This is a genomic window from Mesorhizobium sp. ESP-6-2, from assembly GCF_020164675.1.
Taxonomy (GTDB): Bacteria; Pseudomonadota; Alphaproteobacteria; order Rhizobiales; family Rhizobiaceae; genus Mesorhizobium.
Map to the genome: position 1 here is coordinate 50,485 of NZ_JAIUGT010000008.1, position 19,796 is coordinate 70,280.

Below are 19,796 nucleotides of genomic sequence, written 5' to 3' on the forward strand. Positions count from 1 at the left end.
AGAGTTTTCTGCCGCTGGAATTACTCGGTAGAATTCACGCACTTCGAGCGGATGGCCCAGTAGCCGTCGAATTCCCGGCCGCAGTGGTGTTTGTCGATGTGTCGAGATACACGGCCTTGGTCGAGCAACTAGCACGACGAGGGCAAGAAGGACTTGAAAGAATCCCGAGCCTGCTTAGTCACTCCTACGCACGATGCGTGGAGCAAGTATACAATCGTGGAGGCGAGATTTTGTACCTCGCCGGCGACGAACTGCTGGCCTACTGGTCGGCGGATGTCCGCGGACTTGAAAGCGCGGTGCGAGCGGCGACAGCCTGTGCCAAGGCAATCTGCGGCGGCCGGAACGAGCGTTTGGAGAACGGAACAGCTGAAATCGCACCCGCGCTGCATGTTGGAGTAGGGGCGGGGGCCCTCTGGGCGGCGGCTTTGGGCGGTCAGCCGGTCTGGACTCTCTTTGCAGGTGGAGATGCCATCATGCAGGCCGCTCAGTCCCAAGCGGCTGCGCGCCGATGGGAATATGTACTTTCCGACAAAGCCAACTTGGCCCTTGCGCAGCCGTCTCAATCGCGGCGCAGTCGGCCTACGCTGGATTCTCCGCCTCCGGGCTGGCTGGCAAGGTTCCTGCCTTTGCAGCTCAGGGACCTGCTGTCCGAAGCCGACTTGCGCTCAGTTGCTGCCGACAGCGCCATTGCCATCCGTTCCGAAGAAGATCGTCCAACGACCGCCCGCTTAGACGCCCTGGCGGAGATTAGGCCGATCACCGCCCTTTTCGCGCGAATTGCCGGACTTGACCACCGCCAACCTCAGGCGCTTGCGCGCTATCAACTGCTATGCGCGACCCTCCAGGAGGATCTGCGTTCGCGCGGTGGACCGGCCGGCGAGTTGCTCTTTGACGACAAAGGTCTGATTTTCTTTGCGACGTTCGGGGCGCGGGGCAGTTTCCACCGCGACGACCCTTGCCGTGCCGTCGATGCTGCTCGCGCGATCCGTCTGACGGCCCAACGCTTGGGCCTCTCCGCGTCGATGGGAGTGGCTACCGGCGATGCGCTTTTTAGTGTTGTCGGAAGCGCACGTCGGCGCCAGCTGATGGTGATCGGCGCGCCCGTGAATCGGGCGGCGCGGCTTATGACAGCGGCATCGGCAAACGTTCTCTGCGATGCGCCGACAGAGCGAGCCAGCCGGGCGGCGTTTTGGTTCGAAGAACACGGCACGTTGCAACTGGACGGACTTGGGGACATGGCAACGGTGTTTTGTCCCATGGATCCGCGCGCCCCGGTCCAACCTCTTAATCCGCTGATTGGTCGGCGGAGCGAGCTGGAGTTCCTGAAACGTACGTTCGAGGAGACCCGCCGTGGAGGCAGGCGTTTGCTCGTTGTCTTGGGTGAGTCGGGCATTGGAAAGACCGCTTTGATCAGAGCTTTCACGGACGAACTGCGCTCAACCGCAATCGAGGTTCTGACAGCGCGCGCCGAACGTGACGATCGCCGGACATCGCTCCTGCCATGGCGGCGGGTGCTTGTGTCCCTTCTCGGCCTACCGTCCGACAGCGATGGATTTGCGGTGCTTGATGTCGTCACGCAACGGGTTCAGGGCAATCTGTCGCTCGTTGCGCGACTGCCCTTGCTAGGTGATGTTTTGAGCATCGAAATTCCCCAAAACGACGGGACGCGACATCTGGAGGGACCTCATCGCGCTGATGCCACCATGCGCCTTTTGGGTGATCTCATGGATAACTTGGCACCGCGCCCGCTGGCATTGGTCCTGGAGGACAGTCAGTGGCTGGATTCGGCATCGTGGCGCCTCGTCGAGTGGGTTCTCTCATCTCTGTCCTCGTTGCTTCTGGTCCTGTGCGTACGCTCGGACGAAGTTCCGGAGGAGTTAAAAAACCTACGAAGGCGAGCCGAGGCCTCACGAAGGAATACATCCGGAACGGAACCTGACGATCCCGCCCGCCTGTGTCGTATCCTGGATCTTGAGGAACTCAGCGAAGCGTCGATTTGCGAACTGGTCGCCCGCACGCTCGGGGATGTGCCCCCACATGGCGAACTGGCGCGCCGGGTCTCGGCCTTGGCCGGTGGCAATCCGTTTTTCGCCGAGGAGATAGCGCTGACATTAAAGAGCCAGGGGCTCATCGCCATACGCGATGGTTTGTGGTGTCCGATCCGCCCGCTCGAGAGCCTTCGATATTTCGAAGGTGTCGATCGGGTCATTCGGGAGCGCGTTGATCGATTGGAGACCCCAGTCCAGCACGTTCTCAGGGCTGCGGCGGTGATCGGGCGTTCCTTTACCGGCGAGGCCCTGGCGACGTTGCTCGAGGGCGAACTGGGTCACGACGGTGTGGGTGCAGCTGTCGAGTCGCTCGTGGCGGCGCATCTCGTGCGTCAGGGCACCGGATCAGGGAACTACGAGTTCCGTCATGATCAAATCCGAGACGTCGTTTATGGTTCAATTCCCAGTGAAGTGCGACAGCGACTTCATGCAGCTCTGGCCGCCTGGATCGAGTCGAGCCAGTCGGCCGCCATGGGCGCGGATGTCGCGGCCCTCGTTCAGCATTTTGAGGCCGCCGGAAACAATTTCAAGGCAGTTGAATATGCCAATTTGGCAGCAATCAAGGCGCTGCAGGTCGGTGCATTTCGAGAGGTCGAGGCGTTTCTGGAAATCTGCTTAAGATACGAGTCGAAGCAGCCTTGGAGTGCTGAGCAAAGACTTCAGTCGGTGCGTTGGCGCAGGCAGCTCGGCGAGGCTCATTACAGTCGCGGCGACCTCCATGCTCAGGGCATTTCGGTGAGGCGCGCCCTCACCTTGGCGGGCACGCCGGTTCCACGCTCCTCGGCAGCCCTTTTGATGCGGCTGCTTGGGGGTGGAATGCGGCTCGCGTTCCAACAGGTGTTCCCTCCCTCGCTATGGTCAACTCAGGGTGGTGTACTGGACTCATGGGAGCGAGAACTAGCGCGCTGTCTTAACCAGGCGGCGGTCGTGGACTATTTCGAGCTTCGCTTTTCGCGAGCGTTTTCCCACACCGTCGCGGCTGTCGCCCATGCGGAGCGCACGGGGCTCACCATGGAGATGGTGGTCGCGTCCGCCCAACTGGCATGCGGGCTGGGAATTCTGGGGCGCCGGCGCGCTTGCAACTACTTCATGGCAAGGGCAGAACGGGTGGTGACTGCGCTCGCCGATCCAGCGGTCCATGCCCACCTGTGTAATCTCGATGCTCTCTGGCGCATCGGGCGCTGCGACTGGCTGATGGTAGATCGTCGTCTGGATCAGTCCCAAGAGCTATGTCTAAAGGCGGGCGATCAACTAAGTTGGTGCAACGCCCAGGCCATGCGCTTCTGGTCAATGTACTACCGGGGTGAATCGGGTGCGCTGGAGTACACCGCCCAAGCGCTGCTCTCCCGCGCACAGAACAGCGGAAACCTCCAGCAAGAGATTTGGGCGCTCCGATGCAAGTCGTTGTGTGTGCTCCACACGGATAGCCCCCGTGAAGCGGTGGACATCCTTCGGCTGACCACGTCCGCTATGGCCGGGTCCGCCGATCTCGCCGACTTGGTCTCCGCCAAAGGGTCGCTTGCGCTCGCGCTTGCACGGGTCGGGCTCCATGCTGAGAGCCTTCGGGCTGTGGTCGAGACGCTACGCCTGCTGCGCGAGATGCGTCGGCCGACTGTGCACAGCACACTGCCCGGCATTGCTGGCGTGTGCGAAGTGCTTCTGCGCGGCAGGGAGGCAGGCCTCTCGCGCGAGTACGACCAGTGGCACCACTGGGAGCGCCAAGCGCTGCATGAGCTCAAGCGCTACCGCCGCGCGTTTCCTGTCGGCACCGCCCAGTATGGGCTGTGGGTCGGCGTGGCCCATTGGTTGGACGGGCGCGGTGACCGCGCCGTCTCTACTTGGCGGCAAGCACTCGCGGCTGCGCGGCGCCTCTCGTTACGCAGGGATCAGTCGATCATTGCGGCCGAGCTGAGGCGCCGGCAAGACAAGATCTAAGATACTCTCTTGCGTTGGAGTTATCCGATCGGCAACTTGGGGGCGACATGGCTTTTGGCGGCGCGAACGAAAGAAATGATCTGCCGCGCCTTGCACGGATCGATCCGCGCTTGTTCGATCTTCTTTTCGGCGGCTGCAAGGCTGAACGCCACGCGGCGGGCCAGATTCTCTTCGTCCAGGAAGATCCATCCGATCGTATTTACGGGGTGATGAGCGGGACGGTGGAGATCTCGATGTATTCGCCGGGAGGCCGGAAGCTGGTGGCCAATATCGAGCTTTCGCACAGCTTGGTCGGAGAGATCGGCGCGCTCGACGGGCGCCCTCGCACTGCAACCGCCACTTGCCTGACCGTTTGCGATCTGGCCTCGCTCGGCCGGGCGCAGCTCTTCGATCGCATCGAAAAAACCCCACATCTGGCACGCGCCATGATTGAGCTTTTGTGCGCACGGCTGCGTTGGGTCAGCGGCGAACTTGGCGATCAGGCTTTCTTCGGCATTGAGGCCAGGCTGGCAAAGCGACTGGCCTTTTTGGCCGGCGCTATGGCGGATGACTCAGGTTGGATACCGATCTCTCAGTCCGAACTGGGCGAGTTCCTGGGCGCCACGCGCGAGTCCGTCAACAAGACGCTTAACGATTGGCGCAACCGTTCGATCATCGCAATCAAGCGTGGTGGCCTGCGCATAACGAATGCCGGTGCGCTTCGTCACATCGCCGAGTCACAGGACGATGACTGATCGTTTCGCAATGGGCGTGCGCGCATCAGAGCCGCGAATTAGGTTGCGCAACGAAGACCGGATCGGCATGAAGAGATAGTCCTCTACCTGCATCGCGACGAACTGGGGCTTCCGTTCAGCATCCTGACGCCGGCCCAGGCGGATTTGACCTGCCACGGCTGTCGCGCGATCCATGGTCGGGCCTTTTCTTGATAGTCCGTCGGTCAGTCGGTACCCGCTCAAGGAGGCAGAGCGGTGGCGCTAGCCACCGCTCTTATCTGGGTCAATTCCGGCAGTCCGGGCTGACGGGATCGTACTGGTGTGGGCTGACCCCCATGCACTTGGAGTTCGAAGCGCCACCAGGCAACCCGATCGATCCGGTCGGGAAGCCATACACCGCTTCTTCTGAAGGCAATGAATGTTGACCCTTCAAGTCACCCGGGGCCTCGAAGTCACCATTGTCGGCTCGCAGACTGTGGACGAAGGTCGAGTCGATCGCGAACGAAGGCACCGTGAGGATGAAGAACGCAGACGCAGCTGTAATGATCTTATACATGTTGATCTCCCTTTGGTTGATGGCATCACAACAAGTCGTGATGAGAACGAAATTGGCTTAGTTTCAAAAAACCAACTTCCTCTTCGGATTTGATCTTCTCTATTTTCTTTACGATCTATCCGAAAGAGAGACTAAATTGCCTGCTCTGTCATCTCTTGTACGCCGCGGGTGGAATTTGTATGTGAAGGAATTCACAAAGGGTGCCAATATGATCGATGGGACGCCTTTCAGGCATACCCTTCCCGCGAGATGGGTGACATTTCATTCCGGATAGTTGGGTTACACTTTCGGCCCTTTGCAAGGAGAGCAAGGTGCCTTGGAAGGAGTGTAACATCGTGGAAGAGCGGCCGAAGTTCATCGCCCGGCTGCTGGACGGCGAGAGAATGGTGGTGCTGTGCCGGAATTCGATATCGCTCAAGACGGGCTATAAGATCCTCACGCGCTACAATGATGGCGGCCTGGAAGGGCTAGCTCCGTGATCAATCCCGCTGCTTCTGCACCGGGATCGGAATGAGGGACATCGGCTGGTACTGAGCCAGTCTTCGAAGGCCCGCAAGATCAGTCAAATCGATGAAGCGCGCGTTGCTGGTGATAAGCTGTTCGGCGCGCAATTGCTGAATGACGCGATTGAGATGGGGCACGCTCAACCCGAGCGCGTCTGCCATGATTTCCTGTGAAAACGGCAAATCGAAACTTGCTTCGTCGGCGCGTTCGACCTCCAGGAGACGTGCGTGAATCTCCAGCAAAAGGTGCGCCAGCCTTTCAATCGGAGTGCGCCGACCCAGATTGACAATGTGTTCCGCATAAGTCGCTGCCTCTTGGGCGGCGAGCCAACTTAACACCAGACCGAATTGGGGCTGCTCGTAGCAGAGACGAATGTAAGCGTCGAACGAACAGACGGCGTAGGTCAGTTCGCTCACGGCAACGACCGCACAGGTGGATCGATCGAAAAAGCTGACCGGGAAGCCAATGACATCACCGGGCAGGATGAGCTTCAGGATTTGCCGCCTGCCGCTGCGCAGCAACCTGTAGCGGATCGCGTAGCCGTCTTTAACAAAGCACAGGTTTCGGAACTCGGAGCCGTGAACGACGAGCTCCTCCCGTTTCCGAATGGTAAGATCGCGCTCGAAGATTGCCTCAAGACGTTTGATGTCTAGCGCATCCAGCTTCATTGCACGTGTCAGTCGGGTCACAATCGGGTGGCCGGTCAGCGGCATGCCATGCTCCAAATGTTCATGACCTTCAACGAAACTTTCCTATGCTTATTAATCCAGATCAATGAACAGAATCATCAAACGAAAGTTGTATTGACTGGCAGGCCTACGCCACTGCGAATGCCCATGCAAATAGGCCATTTTCAGCGTTTTTGCTGGAAAAAACCGGTTTCCGGGAACAACAATGAGAGCCGTCCGACGGCTCCACGCTTAGGAGGAACAGCTGATGCCGCTCGACGATCAAAATACTTCCAATATATCCCGCCGTACCATGCTGCACGCGGGCGCAGGTCTTCTCGGTAGTGCCGTTCTGCCGTTATCCAGCTTTGCGGCTTTTGCGGCCGACGACAAGCCCGCGATAGGCACCTGGCCGGCCGGGTCGGCGGGCGACACCGTCCACATCGGAGCGGCGGTACCCCTTACCGGCGCCTATGCGGTGCAGGGTGCTGACGAACTTAAGGGCTGGCAGCTCGCGGTCGACCACATCAACAACGGCCATGAGTTGATGAAGGCGTTGGCACCGAAGGTCGACAAGGGGCTGCTCGGCAAGAAGGTCGAGCTGTTGTCCGCCGACAGCGCGGCCAAGCCGAACCAGGCCGTCGAGCTTGAGCAGAATTTCATCCACCAAAACAACATCATCCTGATGACCGGCTCGACTTCATCGGCGGTCGCGGTTGCGCTCAACAAATTCGCGCAGCGCGAGAAGATCCTCTACGTCGCGGGGATCTCCGGCTCAAACGACACAACCGGCAAGGACTGCGTCCGCTACGGCTTCCGCCAGAACTTCTACGGCCAGACCGCAGCCAACGCGATTGGCCCGATCCTTGTGAAGACCTACGGCAAGGGAAAGAAGGCCGCATTCATGACGCCGGACTACACTTACGGCCACACCGTCACCAAGTCTGTGAACGACTACCTGACCTCTCAGGGCGGATGGGAGATGGTGACGGACCAGGTCTCGCCGTTGGGCACCCAGGATTTCAGCCAGTATCTGACCAACATCGCCAATTCGGGCGCCGAATTCATTGTCAACGTCAACTGGGGCCGCGACGCGGTGCTGTCGATGCAGCAGGCCAAGCAGTTCGGCCTGACTCCGAGCATGAAGATGGTCATCCCCTACCAGATCCCCTTCCTTGCCAAGGAAGTAGGCCCCGAACTGACAGCCGGGGTTTTTGCCGCTACCGATTTCTGGTGGACCCTGCAAGACAAGTATCCGCTCGCCAAGCAGTTCGTGGACGCGTTCCAGCAAAAGTTCGGCTATCGGCCGGAATGGGGCGCCGAAAACGCCTATGTCAGCTTCGCTCATTGGGCGCGCATGGTGTCGCAGGCCGGTAGCTTCTATCCGCCGGACGTCATCAAGCAATACGAGAAGGGTGAGACCATCCCTTCACTCGTCGGCGACGTTCACTATCGGCCGGAAGACCATCAGTGCGTGCGACCGGTCGTACTCGTCCAGGGTAAGGACCCCAAGGACATGAAGAGCGACGACGACTACTGGAACGTGGTCGAGGTGGTCGATGGCGCGCCGCTGATGCAGAAGCCCGACGAGTTCGGCTGCAACCTGGGCAGCTACACCTGATACCCGACAGCGCCTTCTCCGCCCGACTCGGGTGGAGAAGGCGCTCGCACCGGGACTGGCTCTGGCTGAACGCAGACGGTTTGTCTCCCGGCGGTCGGTGTGATGTCGGTTGTTCGCGACTTGTCTGCCAAACCCTTGCTGGCGCGAGGCCAGGGCATATTTTCCATGATTAAGGTGGGCGCAGAGTGATCAACTGGGCAAATTTCATTTCGCAGTGCTTCAATGGGCTCGTGCTCGGCGCGCTTCTGGCGCTGATCTCCTCCGGGCTGACCATCATCTACGGCACGCTCGGCGTCCTGAACCTTGCTCATGGCGCGATGTTCATGCTCGGAGGCTATGCCGGCTGGCTCGCCTACACCTATACAGGTTCATTCCTCGCCGCGGTGGCGGCCGGATCGCTGTTCGTGATGATCGTCGGGGTGTTGATCGAGCGGCTGATCATTCGCCATTTCTACACGCGGCCGCTCGAGGATCAGCTCCTCGTCACGTTCGGGCTTGGCATCGTTTTCGTCGAGACGGTCCGTTTTTTCTTCGGCAGCCTCTCGCGCACGGTGCCGCCGCCCGCCTCGCTGGTCGGCATCACCCATCTGGGCTTCATGGTCTATCCCACCTACCGATTGGCGCTGCTCGGCATCGTCGCCCTGGCGCTGCTGATGCTCTATGTCGTGCTCTATCGCACCCGCATCGGGATGATCGTGCGAGCAGGCATCGAGGATTCGGTAATGGTCGATTCGCTTGGAATCGACGTCTACAAGATCTTCATGCTCGTCTTCGGCATCGGAGCCATGGCGGCCGGCTTTGCCGGCATTGTCAACGCACCCGTGGTGTCGATCGCGCCCGATGTCGGGGAAGCCATACTGGTCCAGACCTTCGTGGTCGTGGTGATTGGCGGCGTCGGTTCCTTTCCGGGCGCCATCCTCGGCGGGCTCATCGCCGGCGAAATCATCAGCATCACCTCGATGTTCAATCCCGGTTATTCCTATGTCATGCTGTTTGTGGCGATGACGCTGGTGCTGGTGCTTCGCCCGCACGGGCTGCTCGGCACGGCAGGGCGCGAGTAGACGCGGGCGGCCATGAACATCAAACATCCCTTCCTTGTCGAGCTTCTGACAGCGCTGGCGCTCGTCCTGGCGCCCTTCGTGCTGCCCCATCTCGGCTTCTCGCCCAGCACGATCAATCGCATTCTCATTTGGGGGCTGTTCGGGATCGGCTTCGACATCCTGTTCGGCTATACTGGATTGCTGTCCTTCGGCCAGTCGGCCTTCTACGGTACCGGCGGGATGTTCGCCGCCTATCTCCTGACTGAAACCGGTTTCTCCTATGTCATGGCTGCCATTGTCATGGGTGCCGTCGTGTCGGGTGTCGTCGGCTATGTGATCGGATTGATCGCCCTGCGACGCACCGGCATCTATTTCGCCATGATCACGGTGGCGATCGCCGAAGTCTTCTTCTTTGTCGAGTTCAATCCGCTCTCGGCATTCACGGGCGGCGAGAACGGCTTGCCCGGCGTGCCAACCCCGGTTGTCAACCTCGGCTTCACGGCGCTCGAATTCAATACCGACTGGACGATGTATACCTTCCTGGCGTTCTGGTATTTCGTCGGTATTGTCGTCGCACTTCGCATCGTACGCTCGCCCGTTGGCGCGATCCTTTCGGCGATCCGCGACAATCCGCTCCGCGCCGCGGCGCTCGGCCACGACGTACACGGCTACAAGCTCACGGCCTTCGTGGTTGCGGCGATCTATGCCGGCTTTGCCGGCGGCTTGTTGGGCGTCATGCAGGGCTTCATGCCGCCGGACGCTTTCATGTTCGACACGTCCGGCCAGGTCGTGATGCAGACGGCGATCGGTGGTGCCGGCACACTGTTCGGGCCGCTGGTGGGCGCGACGGTGTGGCTCTATCTGAGCGACTTTTTCCAGAACACATTGCATCTCGGCGCCACATGGAAGTTGGTGCTCGGTGTCGTTTTCGTGCTGCTGGTCTGCTTCCTGCGGCGCGGCATCGTCGGTGCGATCGTCGATCTCTATGGGTTGACCCGCGGCCGCAAGCGCATCGAACCGGCCAATACCGCGGTTGAGAGTGCGCCGCCCGTCGTGACCGTCGTCGAGCCGCTGGCGGCGCGCCGGCGTGGCACTGCGCCGGCATCCGGACCGATCCTGCAGGTGCAGGGCTTAACCAAGCGCTATGGCGGTATCACGGCCAACAGCGACATCGACTTCAGCGTCGGTCACGGGGAGATACGGGGCATCATCGGTCCCAACGGCGCGGGCAAGACCACGTTCTTCAAGATGCTCACCTGCGAGATCGCGCCGACCTCCGGCCGCATCATACTGGCCGGCCGCGACATTACGGGCATGGGTGTGTCCGAGGTGTGCCAGCTCGGGCTCACCAAGAGCTACCAGATCAACCAACTGTTCGACCGCCTGACGGTGCGGCGGAACCTGATGATTGCCGCGCTGGGCGAGGCGCGTGGAAAGTTCCGGCTTGACCTGTTCAAGAGTATCCACAGCGTTCCCGGTCTCAATGAGCAGGTCGAGCGAACGGCGGCGCTGGTGAACCTTACGGCGCGGCTCGATCGGCCTGTCTCGGAACTGGCTTATGGTGAGAAGCGGCGGCTGGAAATCGGTCTTGCGCTGGCGACGTCGCCGAGCCTGCTCCTGCTTGACGAACCGCTTGCCGGCATGAGCCCGCGCGAGCGCGTTGAGACCGTGGCGCTGCTCAAGTCAATCGCGCGTGGACGCACGATGATCATCATCGACCACGACATGGATTCGCTCTTCGAGCTGGTCGACAAAGTGACCGTCCTGCAGGAGGGCAGGGTGCTGGTCGAAGGCATGCCCGGTGCGATCAAGACCAACGCAAAGGTGCAGGAAGCCTACCTCGGCGGGGTACATGGAGAGGTGGCATGAGCCTGCTCGAAGTCAGAGCGTTGAACAGCTATTATGGCGACAGTCACATTCTGTTCGACGTTGCATTGAGGGTCGAGAAAAACGAGGTCGTGGCGCTGCTCGGGCGCAACGGCGCGGGCAAGTCGACGACGCTGAAGAGCCTGATGGGCGTGGTGATGCCCCGTGCCGGCTCGGTTGAGCTCGACGGGGTTGAGCTGGTGGGCAGGAAGGCGCACAGCATCGCTCGGGAAGGCATGCAGCTCGTGCACGAGAATCGGCGCATCTTCGGCAGCCTGAGCGTCGAGGAAAACATCATTCTGGCCGGGTTGACCGCCGTCGACCGCTGGCCGCTGGAACGCATCTACACGATGTTCCCACGGCTGAAGGAACGGCGCACCAGCCGTGGTACGGATCTCTCGGGTGGCGAACAGCAGATGTTGGCCATAGCCCGTGCATTGGTGCGCAACCCGAAGATCCTTCTGCTTGATGAACCCTTCGAAGGACTTGCTCCAGTCATTGTGCACGATCTGGTGCGCGCCTGCCGCGAACTGGCCGAGGCGGGTCAGACAATCGTGCTGGTGGAACAGAACATCGCCGCGACGCTGGCACTCGCGAGCCGCGTTTATATCATCAACAACGGCCATATCGCCCATGAGGGCCCGGCCGCCGAGCTCAAGACACAGCCGGGGCTGCTGCAGCATCACCTCGGCGTCTAGAGGCGAGCAGTCGCGGACGGCGTTCGACTTTCGACGCCTTCGGCCATCCCGCTCTATCGCGGCAATCCGTGGTTCATGCCGGCGATTATCCGGGGCTATCGCCTGCAGGGCCGTATCGCCTTCTGGCGCGCCAGTCGCTGATCGCCGGAAATATCAGGGCAGTCTCCAGGTTGGAGTCGGCCTGGATTATTGCCGACCTGCTGTGTTGGAAAAGAGAGGCACCGTTCGATTTTCGAGGAATTTCAAGTCGAGCCGGCGCCGGCTTCGGCGGCAATCGAGCAGATGATCGCGTGGAACCCGGAACGGATCGTGTCGACGCACGGTTGATGGTCTCCGGCGGTGCGGTGGCCGAACTGAGGCGGACCTTCCGCCGGGTCTTGTAAAGAGCGCTTTGCCGGCTTGTGCACCGCAAGCGAGCGCTCTGATATTGGCGCGAGGAGATCGAGATGACTGAACGACCGGAGAGATATCGAAACGCGATTGTCCCTCACATCTATGTCGACGGGGCGTCGGATGGGATCGCGTTCTACGAGAGGGCATTCGGAGCGATGGAACTGTTCCGAATTGCCCACCCAGACGGCAAAATCATGCACGCCGAGATTTTGATCTGCGGAGCCGTGATCATGATCGGGGATCCGGACGAGAGACTTTACGGCGAGCCGCGGACACTTGGTCGCTGCACAGCAGGCCTTCACATCTTCACTGATGATAATGCGACCCTGCTGCGACGCGCGGTCAAGGCTGGCGCGGAAGAGATTCAGCCACCCACGGATATGTTCTATGGCGCCAGTTCCGCCTCCGTGCGCGATCCCTTCGGCCACGTCTGGGTGCTCCTGTCGTGGAAGGAGGACCTCGATCCGGCAGAGATGGAACGACGCGGGAATGCGCTCCTGGCCTAAAGAAGGAGACGCCGGCGACATGGCCAAATGCGGCTTGTTCGCTGTGCGGCTCGTAATGAGCGAGGTAGCCGAGCTTCGCCCGAGCGGCGTCGCAGTATTCTCCACAGGACCCGAGAAATGTGGGTCATCGAGATTGCTCCCGGATCTCTGAACCCGCCGCGTGAATCATTCAGATGCCTGGCGTCAGGGCGTCGGCCTTTGCCGCTTTCCATTCCGCCGGCTCCGCCCTGCGCCATTCGGTTTCCCCTGCGGTGTGCCGAGCAGCACGCGAACGGCGATTTCATGAAGCGGTTGCGAGGCGCCCTTGACGACGTAGTCGAGGCTGGAGCGATCGGAGATCAGGGTCGGCAGGCGCAAGGTGCCGACCAGTCCTTCCGCTTCGAAGCGGGAGCGTAAAAGTTCGTAGAGTCCGGCATTGCAGGTAAACGGGCCGGTGATGAACACCTTCTCTGGGAAAAGCAGCCTGCAGGCATTACCTAGCGCACGCGCCACAAGATCGACGGCGACCCGAATTTCGGGAATATCCGTCAGCTCCATCGTCTCGATTTGGCTGGAGAGGAGTTCCTCCTCCCCCGAAGCCCACGGATATATCTCCCGTATGGCCGGCAACAGGGCTGACAGCGAAGCTGCTGTTTCGAGACAGCCCCGGTTGCCGCATCCGCAGGGGCGATCCTTGAGCACGTTGAAACGCCAATGGCCGATTTCGCCGAAGGGGCCGCTCTGGCGCATCGGCGCATCGTCGCTGCCGCGATAGGCCAGGCCGATGCCCCAACCCCAATGAAGAATGAAGGCGCCTTCCAGCCTTTCCATGCCCGGCACGGCGTATCGGGCGCTCAATTCGACATCCAGTTGGCGAAACAGGAACACGCGCGGCGTGATGCCGTCGAGCGCCTTGCCGACGTCGAAATCGCGAACGTTCGGCCATCGCGAGGTCAATATCCACGTCCGGGTCTTCACGTCCACAATGCCGGAAACGGCAACGGACGTTCCGACATGACGCATGCCAGACGGACAGTTGCCGAGCAGACCGGCGACAAGGTCGCACATCGTGGCGGTCATGCGGGCCGAATCGGCGTCGGACGGAACATGGGCGGTTTGCCGGGCGAGGACACTTCCGCGGAAATCGACAAGGACGCCAACCAGTTCCTGGCTGGAAACAAGAAGGACGGTCGCGCCCGCGCAACCGGGGTTCAAAACGATTTGCGCTGGTGGGCGGCCACGGCCGCTCACTTGGCCGACGCTTTGCTCGATGATGCCCATGCCGACGAGGTCGGCGATGGCGCGCGAGGTCGCCATCGAGGTCATGTCCAACTCGGCGGCAAGTGTGGCGCGGGATTTGCCGCCGCCTTGGTGCAGGCTGGCGATGATGCGTGCGCAGTCGCGTTGGCGGGCGTCCTCGAAATCCGCGGTGTGGAGCGTCAACATGCCCGGATTCTTTCCTTTCGCATTTTTGGATAACATTATTCAAAAATGGCTTGCAAGCGGTATCGGGCCGTGTACTCTCCCCGTAAGGAACCTTGGCGATCGGCCGCATCATGATTACTCCCGGTCTGGTCGACATGCAGGTCAATGGCTTTGCCGGCGTCGATTTCAACTCGGGGACCCTGACGGCGGCGGAACTCGACGAAGCGCTGGAGGCCCTTCTGGCGTGCGGCGTGACGGCGTGCCTGCCGACGATCATCACGGCAAGGCCGGACGAATTGTCGGCGCGGTTCAGCGCTCTCGACAAGGCTGTTTCCGAAAGCCGCCTCGGTCCCCTCATGTGCCCCGGCTATCATCTGGAAGGTCCGTTCCTCAATCCCGCCCCGGGTTATTCCGGATGCCATCCCGCCTCGGCGATGACCGCCGCGGATCCTGCTCTCATTGAGCGCCTGCAATCGCTGCTCAAGCGCCCGATCCTTCTGACGACGCTGGCACCCGAAGTGGAAGGTGGCATTGCTTTCATACGGGCCATGAACCGGCACAACATCCTTGTTTCGATTGGCCACTCGGCTTGCGGTTTTGAGCTCGTGGCGCAGGCCGCGGCGGCTGGCGCTGTCCTTTCCACCCATCTCGGCAACGGGCTGCCGCAAAGCTTGCCGAAATTGGACAATACCCTGTTTGCCCAACTGGCCGAAGACCGTCTCGCCGCGACCTTCATCGCCGACGGGATTCACGTTCCGCCAGGCGCGTTGAAATCGCTGGTCCGGGCAAAAGGGCTGGACCGGTCGATCCTGGTTACCGATGCCGTTTCGGCTGCCGGTGCGCCGCACGGGTCTTACGAATTTGCCGGAATGGGGATCGAGAGCCGCGCCGATGGCTCGGTCCGCGTTCCTGGCGGCATCGGGCTCGCCGGGTCGGCGCTGCGACTGGACGACGCCGTGCGCAACCTGGTGCGCTGGGGCATCGCCGGTTTCGCACAGGCTGTCGATATGGCTTCGGCAAATGTGATGGCGCTGCTGCAGCCGGTGCTGGACGCGCATGGCCTTCGCGTGCCCGCCAGCGAGATCGAGTGGGCGCCCGACATGACCATCAGCCGTGCGCGCGTCGGAGAAGAAGAACGCGGATACCGGCAAACGACAAAATGGGAAGGAAGACAGCCATGACTGCTCGTGAACTCAAGGTGAATCGCCGCACCATCCTTGGCGGCATTGGCGGTACATTCCTCGCCGGCACGACGCGGGCCTGGGCGCAATCACCCAAATTGCCGGCATCGCCGGTCGTCATCTCGGTGATGGACGTGGGCGGCGCGCTGGCGCTTTCGCAACCGGCCTTCGAAAACTACGCCAAGAAATATCCCGAGCGCACCGAACGGATCGTCTTCACCAAGGCGCCGGTGACCGAGCTGGCCGGAAAGCTGCGCGCGCAGCAGGAAGCCAACCGCGTCGATATCGACATGGTGCTGACGGGGTCCGACGGTCTGGCGGCAGGCCTAGCCAACGGCACATGGATCAAGATTCTGCCTGATTTCAACGACAAGTTCCCTAAGATCGAGGACAATTACGAACCCGCCGCACTGGCCCTGCACAAGAAGCAGGGCGCAGGATATGGCGTTGTCGTCAACTACTATCCTTCCGGCCCGCTGATCGAATACGCGCCTGAGCGGGTGAAGGAGGTTCCCGGCTCGGTAGAGGCGCTGCTAGCCTGGGCCAAGGCCAATCCGGGCCGCTTCATGTATGCGCGGCCCACCAATTCCGGCCCTGGCCGTACATTCATGATGGGTCTCCCCTACCTGCTCGGCGACAAGGATCCGCAGGATCCCGTCGACGGCTGGGAGAAGACCTGGGCGTATCTGGCAGAGATCGGCCAGTATATCGACTATTATCCCACGGGCACCGGCGTTACCATGAAGGAATTCGGGGAAGGCAGCCGCGACATCATCATTTCGACCACGGGATGGGATATCAATCCGCGCGCCCTCGGCATCGTGCCGGAATCGGCAAGGATCGGCACGCTCAAGGGCTTCCATTGGGTTTCGGACGCATTTTTCATGTGCGTTCCGAAAGGCATTTCCGACGACAAGCTCGCCGTGGTGCTCGATCTGATGGCATTTTTGCTTACTCCCGAAGCGCAGGCCTATTCCTACGATGAGGGTTATCTCTACCCCGGCCCGGCGGTGAAGAACGTGCCTGTCTCCATGGCGCCGCAGCACAGCCAGGACATCGTCAAACGTTTCGGCAGGGACGAGTATGCCAGCCTCATCGCCGATAACCCGGTCGAGCTGCCGCTGCCGCCGGAAAAGATGATCGCCGCCTTCCGAAAGTGGGACGAATTGGTCGGCGCAAAGAAATCCTGATGCTTCGCCAAAGGCCGGCCGCGTCGAGGGATTGGCGCTAGGATAGTACAGCATGCCAGGCACCGGCCTGACGCGGCCTGTCCGCGACGGGACCTCAGCGCAGCGGGGCGTCATTTGTGTTGCATTCGATACTAATAGACTAATATATCATTCGTCTGGGAGAACCGGGATGAAAGCGCGGAGATCCCGTTCTTTCAAAGGGATAAATGAGGAGGACGACGATGTTCACGATTTCACGCCGCCAGGCGCTTGCCGGATTGGCCGGGTTTGCAACGCTGCCCTTTGGCAGGTCATTCGCCGACGAGCTTGCCCTGCCCACTTCGCCGGTGGCGCTCAACATCATTGATGTCGCGGGCAATCTGCAGCTTACCCAGGCGGCAATCGAGAAATTCGGCAAGGAAAATCCGGGGCTCGTCTCCAAGATCACGTTCTCGCGCGCGCCGTCCCCCGAACTGCCGGCCAAGCTCGCCGCGCAGCAGGCGGCCAACCGGGTCGACATCGACCTGGTGCTGACGGGTCCGGGTGCCATGTCGGACGGCATCACCCAGGGCCTGTGGATCGACGTGTGGACGAAATACCCCACTGCGCTGCCCAAGGCTGAGGACGTCTATCTCGACAGCGCCTTGATGATGCAGAAGAACTTCGGCCAGAACGAAGGCGTCGCCGTCGTCTATTCGCCGTCGGGCCCACTCTTCGAATATGCGCCGGACAGGGTCAAGACCATCCCCAGGAACACCGACGAACTGCTGGCGTGGGTGAAGGCCAATCCCGGCAAATTCTGCTATGCGCGGCCGGTCAATTCGGGACCGGGCTGGACCTTCCTTATGGCCATGCCCTACATCCTCGGCGACAAGAACCCTTCCGATCCCATCAATGGCTGGGAGAAGACCTGGGCCTATCTGAAGGCACTGGATGAAGGCATCGATTACTATCCCTCCGGCACCACCGTGACGATGAAGGAACTGGCCGAGGGCACCCGCGACATGATCGTTTCCACCTTCGGCTGGGACATCAACCCGCGCGTGTTGGGCATCGTGCCGAAGGAGATCGAGACGTTTGCGCTGGAAGGCACGCATTGGGTGCCCGATACGCAGTTCATGTGTATTCCCAAGGGCGTCGCCGAGGAAAAGGTCGCGGTTCTGGTCAAGCTCATGGCCTTCATGCTCGAACCCGCGCAGCAGGCCTATACCTACGACAAGGGATATTTCTATCCCGGTCCGGCGGTCAAGGGCGTACCGCTCAGCGCCGCGCCGCAGGAAAGCCAGGACGCCGTTGCCGAGTTCGGCCGCCCACAATATGAAGAGCTGATCAGGAAGTTCCCGGTCGAAGCCCCGTTAAAGCCGGAAGCACTGGTCGCCGCCTTCGAGAAATGGGACCGCGAGGTCGGTGCCAACAAGATGAAGTAGCCGACCAATGCGATTTGCCGTGATCGGCATCGATCATCGTCACGTCTATGACCTGATCGGTGGACTTCTGGATGCCGGCGCCGAGTGCGCCGGCTATGATCCCGCGACGACCGATCCCAAGGTTGCCGCCGGCATCGCCGATCGTTTTCCACGGATCGCGCCGGTCGAACGACGGCGCCTGATCGAGGATCGCGCCATCGACCTCGTCGTTACCGCGGCTGTCCCCTTCGAGCGGGCCGCCATTGCCGTCGAGGCCATGCGGCATGGCAAGGACGTGCTTGCGGACAAGCCCGGCCTGACCACGTTCGGGCAGCTTGCCGCCGTGCGGCAGGCCGTGCGTGAGACGGGACGCATCTTTTCGATCTGCTTTTCGGAGCGCCTCCTGACCCGAGCCTCGACGCTGGCGACGCAACTGGCGATGGGCGGCGCCATCGGCGAAGTCATCCATGTGACGGGCCTGGGGCCGCACCGGCTCAACCGTGCGCTACGCCCGGCGTGGTTTTTCGATCCCGTGAATTACGGCGGCATCCTGGTCGATATCGCCTCGCACCAAATTGATCAGTTCCTGTTCTATACTGGCTGCGCCGACGCGAATGTCGTTTCAAGTGCGGTCGGCCATTTTGGCGCTCCTGATATTCCGGCATTCCAGGATTTCGGCGACATCCTCCTGCGGGGAGACAAAGCGAGCGGCTATATCCGCGTCGACTGGTTCACCGCCGATGGGCTGCCGACCTGGGGGGATGGACGGCTCATCCTGCTCGGCACCAAGGGCACGATCGAGCTTAGGAAATATGTCGACATAGCCGGCAAACCTGGCACGGACCACGTATTTCTCGTCGATGGCCAGGGCACGCGCCATTTCGATGCGTCGGGCGAAAAGATATCCTATTTCGAGCGCCTGCTTGCCGATGTGCGCGAGCGTACCGAAACGGCGATGACGCAGGAGCATGTCTTCACGGTCTGCCGGCTGGCGCTTGAGGCGCAAGCGGCGGCGGTCGTCGTGACGGGGCAGGAAAGGAACGCGCGATGAGCAGGCTACGTGTCGCCATGATCGGCTTGGGTCCGGCGGCGTTGCCGCATGCGAAGAGCCTCGTCGATCTTGCCGGCAGGATCGAGGTGAAATGGGCGGCCAGCCGCAGCCAGGCGACGGCAGAGGCCTTTGCCGACCAGTTTTCCTTTCCCGTGACGACCGATATCGCGGCCGCGATTGCCGATCCCGAGGTTCAGGCGGTGCTGGTGCTGACGCCGGCCAACGCACATCTGGCGGTGGCCGAACTGGCCCTTGCCGCCGGCAAGCACGTGCTGGTCGAAAAGCCACTCGAAACGACACTGGCGCGCGCCGAGAAGCTGGTCACGCTGGCCCGCGGGGCGGGCCTGCACCTCGGCGTCGTCCTGCAGCACCGTTTCCGGCCGGCCAGTCTGCGGCTGCGCCAAGTGCTGGCTGCCGGCGCCATCGGCACCGTCGAGGCGGCCAGCCTTCGGGTTCCGTGGTGGCGGCCGCAGGCCTACTACGACACCGGCGGCCGCGGCAGCTTCGCGCGGGACGGGGGCGGGGTGCTGTTGTCGCAGGCCATCCACGCCATCGACCTTTTCCGCTCTCTCCTGGGAGAGGTCGAGGTGGTGGCTTCGCAGGTGCGGACGACCGGCCTGCACCGGATGGAGGCTGAGGACTATGTCACCGCCCTGATGCGGCTCGGCAACGGCTCACCGGCCTCGCTGCTCGCCACGACGGCGGCCTATCCGGGCTCGCCTGAAACCATGGAGCTTGTCGGCTCGCTCGGCACGGCCGCGCTGACCGGCGGAGCGCTGAGCGTCGACTGGCTCGACGGGCGCGAAGAGCGCGTCGAGGCGGAGGGGAAGACAGGCAGCGGCGCAGCCATCATGGACTTCCCCCATGACGCGCATCGTGCGCTGATTGACGATTTCGCCGATGCGATTTCGCAAGACCGCGATCCGGTCGTGACGGGTGAGGAGGCGCTCCAGACACAGCGCCTGATCGCAGCCCTCATCCGTGCGGATCCGGCCAGCAACCAACCGGTATAAGAGCGCTTCCTTCGAACCTCGAAC

Annotated in this window: 17 protein-coding genes and 1 pseudogene; 14 read left to right on the forward strand and 4 right to left on the reverse strand. The window is 61.5% G+C overall.

Going from position 1 to position 19,796, the window contains the following annotated elements; all coding sequences use genetic code 11:
- Positions 1-197: 197 nt before the first annotated feature.
- A complete protein-coding gene (locus tag LB532_RS20705) occupies positions 198-3,983 on the forward strand; it encodes an ATP-binding protein (RefSeq protein WP_181169506.1) in 3,786 nt (1,261 codons plus the stop codon).
- Between the two features lie 47 nt (positions 3,984-4,030).
- Complete coding sequence (locus tag LB532_RS20710; protein ID WP_140642999.1) at positions 4,031-4,717, forward strand: Crp/Fnr family transcriptional regulator; 687 nt, start codon at positions 4,031-4,033, stop codon at positions 4,715-4,717.
- On the opposite strand, the gene LB532_RS20715 is transcribed toward LB532_RS20710, so the two are convergent.
- A complete protein-coding gene (locus LB532_RS20715; protein WP_140642998.1) occupies positions 4,700-4,891 on the reverse strand; it encodes a hypothetical protein in 192 nt (63 codons plus the stop codon). The two genes, LB532_RS20710 and LB532_RS20715, sit on opposite strands and share 18 nt — an antisense overlap.
- 88 nt (positions 4,892-4,979) lie before the next feature.
- On the reverse strand, positions 4,980-5,252 hold the full coding sequence (locus LB532_RS20720; protein ID WP_140642996.1) for a hypothetical protein: 273 nt from the start codon (positions 5,250-5,252) through the stop codon (positions 4,980-4,982).
- Between the two features lie 311 nt (positions 5,253-5,563).
- On the opposite strand from LB532_RS20720, the gene LB532_RS20725 reads away from it, so the two are divergent.
- The gene (locus tag LB532_RS20725) at positions 5,564-5,731 is read left to right on the forward strand and encodes a helix-turn-helix domain-containing protein (protein WP_181169504.1); all 168 of its coding nucleotides are present in this window, start codon (positions 5,564-5,566) and stop codon (positions 5,729-5,731) included.
- Here LB532_RS20725 and LB532_RS20730 read toward each other — a convergent pair whose 3' ends face one another.
- Entirely contained in the window at positions 5,732-6,469 is a 738-nt protein-coding gene (locus LB532_RS20730) for a Crp/Fnr family transcriptional regulator (RefSeq protein WP_140642994.1), read from the reverse strand.
- Positions 6,470-6,692: 223 nt separating this feature from the next.
- Here LB532_RS20730 and LB532_RS20735 point away from each other — a divergent pair, with 223 nt between their 5' ends.
- The 6 genes and pseudogenes from LB532_RS20735 to LB532_RS20760 all read left to right on the forward strand — a co-directional run bounded on the left by LB532_RS20735 (position 6,693) and on the right by LB532_RS20760 (position 12,548).
- On the forward strand, positions 6,693-8,045 hold the full coding sequence (locus tag LB532_RS20735) for a substrate-binding protein (protein WP_140642992.1): 1,353 nt from the start codon (positions 6,693-6,695) through the stop codon (positions 8,043-8,045).
- Positions 8,046-8,230: 185 nt separating this feature from the next.
- On the forward strand, positions 8,231-9,106 hold the full coding sequence (locus LB532_RS20740; RefSeq protein WP_140498479.1) for a branched-chain amino acid ABC transporter permease: 876 nt from the start codon (positions 8,231-8,233) through the stop codon (positions 9,104-9,106).
- A gap of 12 nt (positions 9,107-9,118) precedes the next feature.
- Positions 9,119-10,954, forward strand: coding sequence for an ABC transporter permease subunit (locus LB532_RS20745; protein ID WP_140642990.1), 1,836 nt, complete (start codon positions 9,119-9,121; stop codon positions 10,952-10,954).
- Entirely contained in the window at positions 10,951-11,649 is a 699-nt protein-coding gene (locus LB532_RS20750) for an ABC transporter ATP-binding protein (protein WP_140642988.1), read from the forward strand. The genes LB532_RS20745 and LB532_RS20750 overlap by 4 nt, the downstream gene beginning before the upstream one ends.
- Position 11,650: 1 nt before the next feature.
- Positions 11,651-11,790 (forward strand): annotated as a pseudogene (locus tag LB532_RS20755) (oxidoreductase); the annotation flags it as partial.
- Between the two features lie 305 nt (positions 11,791-12,095).
- Positions 12,096-12,548: a VOC family protein gene (locus tag LB532_RS20760; RefSeq protein ID WP_140642986.1), complete on the forward strand. Its 453-nt coding sequence runs from the start codon at positions 12,096-12,098 to the stop codon at positions 12,546-12,548.
- Between the two features lie 183 nt (positions 12,549-12,731).
- Here LB532_RS20760 and LB532_RS20765 read toward each other — a convergent pair whose 3' ends face one another.
- On the reverse strand, positions 12,732-13,973 hold the full coding sequence (locus tag LB532_RS20765; protein ID WP_181169503.1) for an ROK family transcriptional regulator: 1,242 nt from the start codon (positions 13,971-13,973) through the stop codon (positions 12,732-12,734).
- A gap of 110 nt (positions 13,974-14,083) precedes the next feature.
- Between LB532_RS20765 and LB532_RS20770 the strand changes: the two genes are divergently transcribed.
- The 5 genes from LB532_RS20770 (at position 14,084) to LB532_RS20790 (ending at position 19,772) form a co-directional block, all read left to right on the forward strand.
- Positions 14,084-15,133 (forward strand): N-acetylglucosamine-6-phosphate deacetylase, encoded by a 1,050-nt coding sequence (locus LB532_RS20770; protein ID WP_140642983.1) that lies wholly within the window; start codon positions 14,084-14,086, stop codon positions 15,131-15,133.
- Positions 15,130-16,323, forward strand: a complete 1,194-nt coding sequence (locus LB532_RS20775; protein ID WP_140642982.1) for an ABC transporter substrate-binding protein — start codon at positions 15,130-15,132, stop codon at positions 16,321-16,323. The genes LB532_RS20770 and LB532_RS20775 overlap by 4 nt, the downstream gene beginning before the upstream one ends.
- Before the next feature lie 221 nt (positions 16,324-16,544).
- Positions 16,545-17,729, forward strand: coding sequence for an ABC transporter substrate-binding protein (locus LB532_RS20780; RefSeq protein ID WP_140642980.1), 1,185 nt, complete (start codon positions 16,545-16,547; stop codon positions 17,727-17,729).
- Positions 17,730-17,736: 7 nt separating this feature from the next.
- Positions 17,737-18,759 carry a Gfo/Idh/MocA family protein gene (locus LB532_RS20785; RefSeq protein ID WP_140642979.1) on the forward strand — a complete coding sequence of 341 codons (1,023 nt, stop codon included), beginning with the start codon at positions 17,737-17,739 and terminating at the stop codon, positions 18,757-18,759.
- Complete coding sequence (locus tag LB532_RS20790; RefSeq protein WP_140642977.1) at positions 18,756-19,772, forward strand: Gfo/Idh/MocA family protein; 1,017 nt, start codon at positions 18,756-18,758, stop codon at positions 19,770-19,772. The genes LB532_RS20785 and LB532_RS20790 overlap by 4 nt, the downstream gene beginning before the upstream one ends.
- Positions 19,773-19,796: the final 24 nt, after the last annotated feature.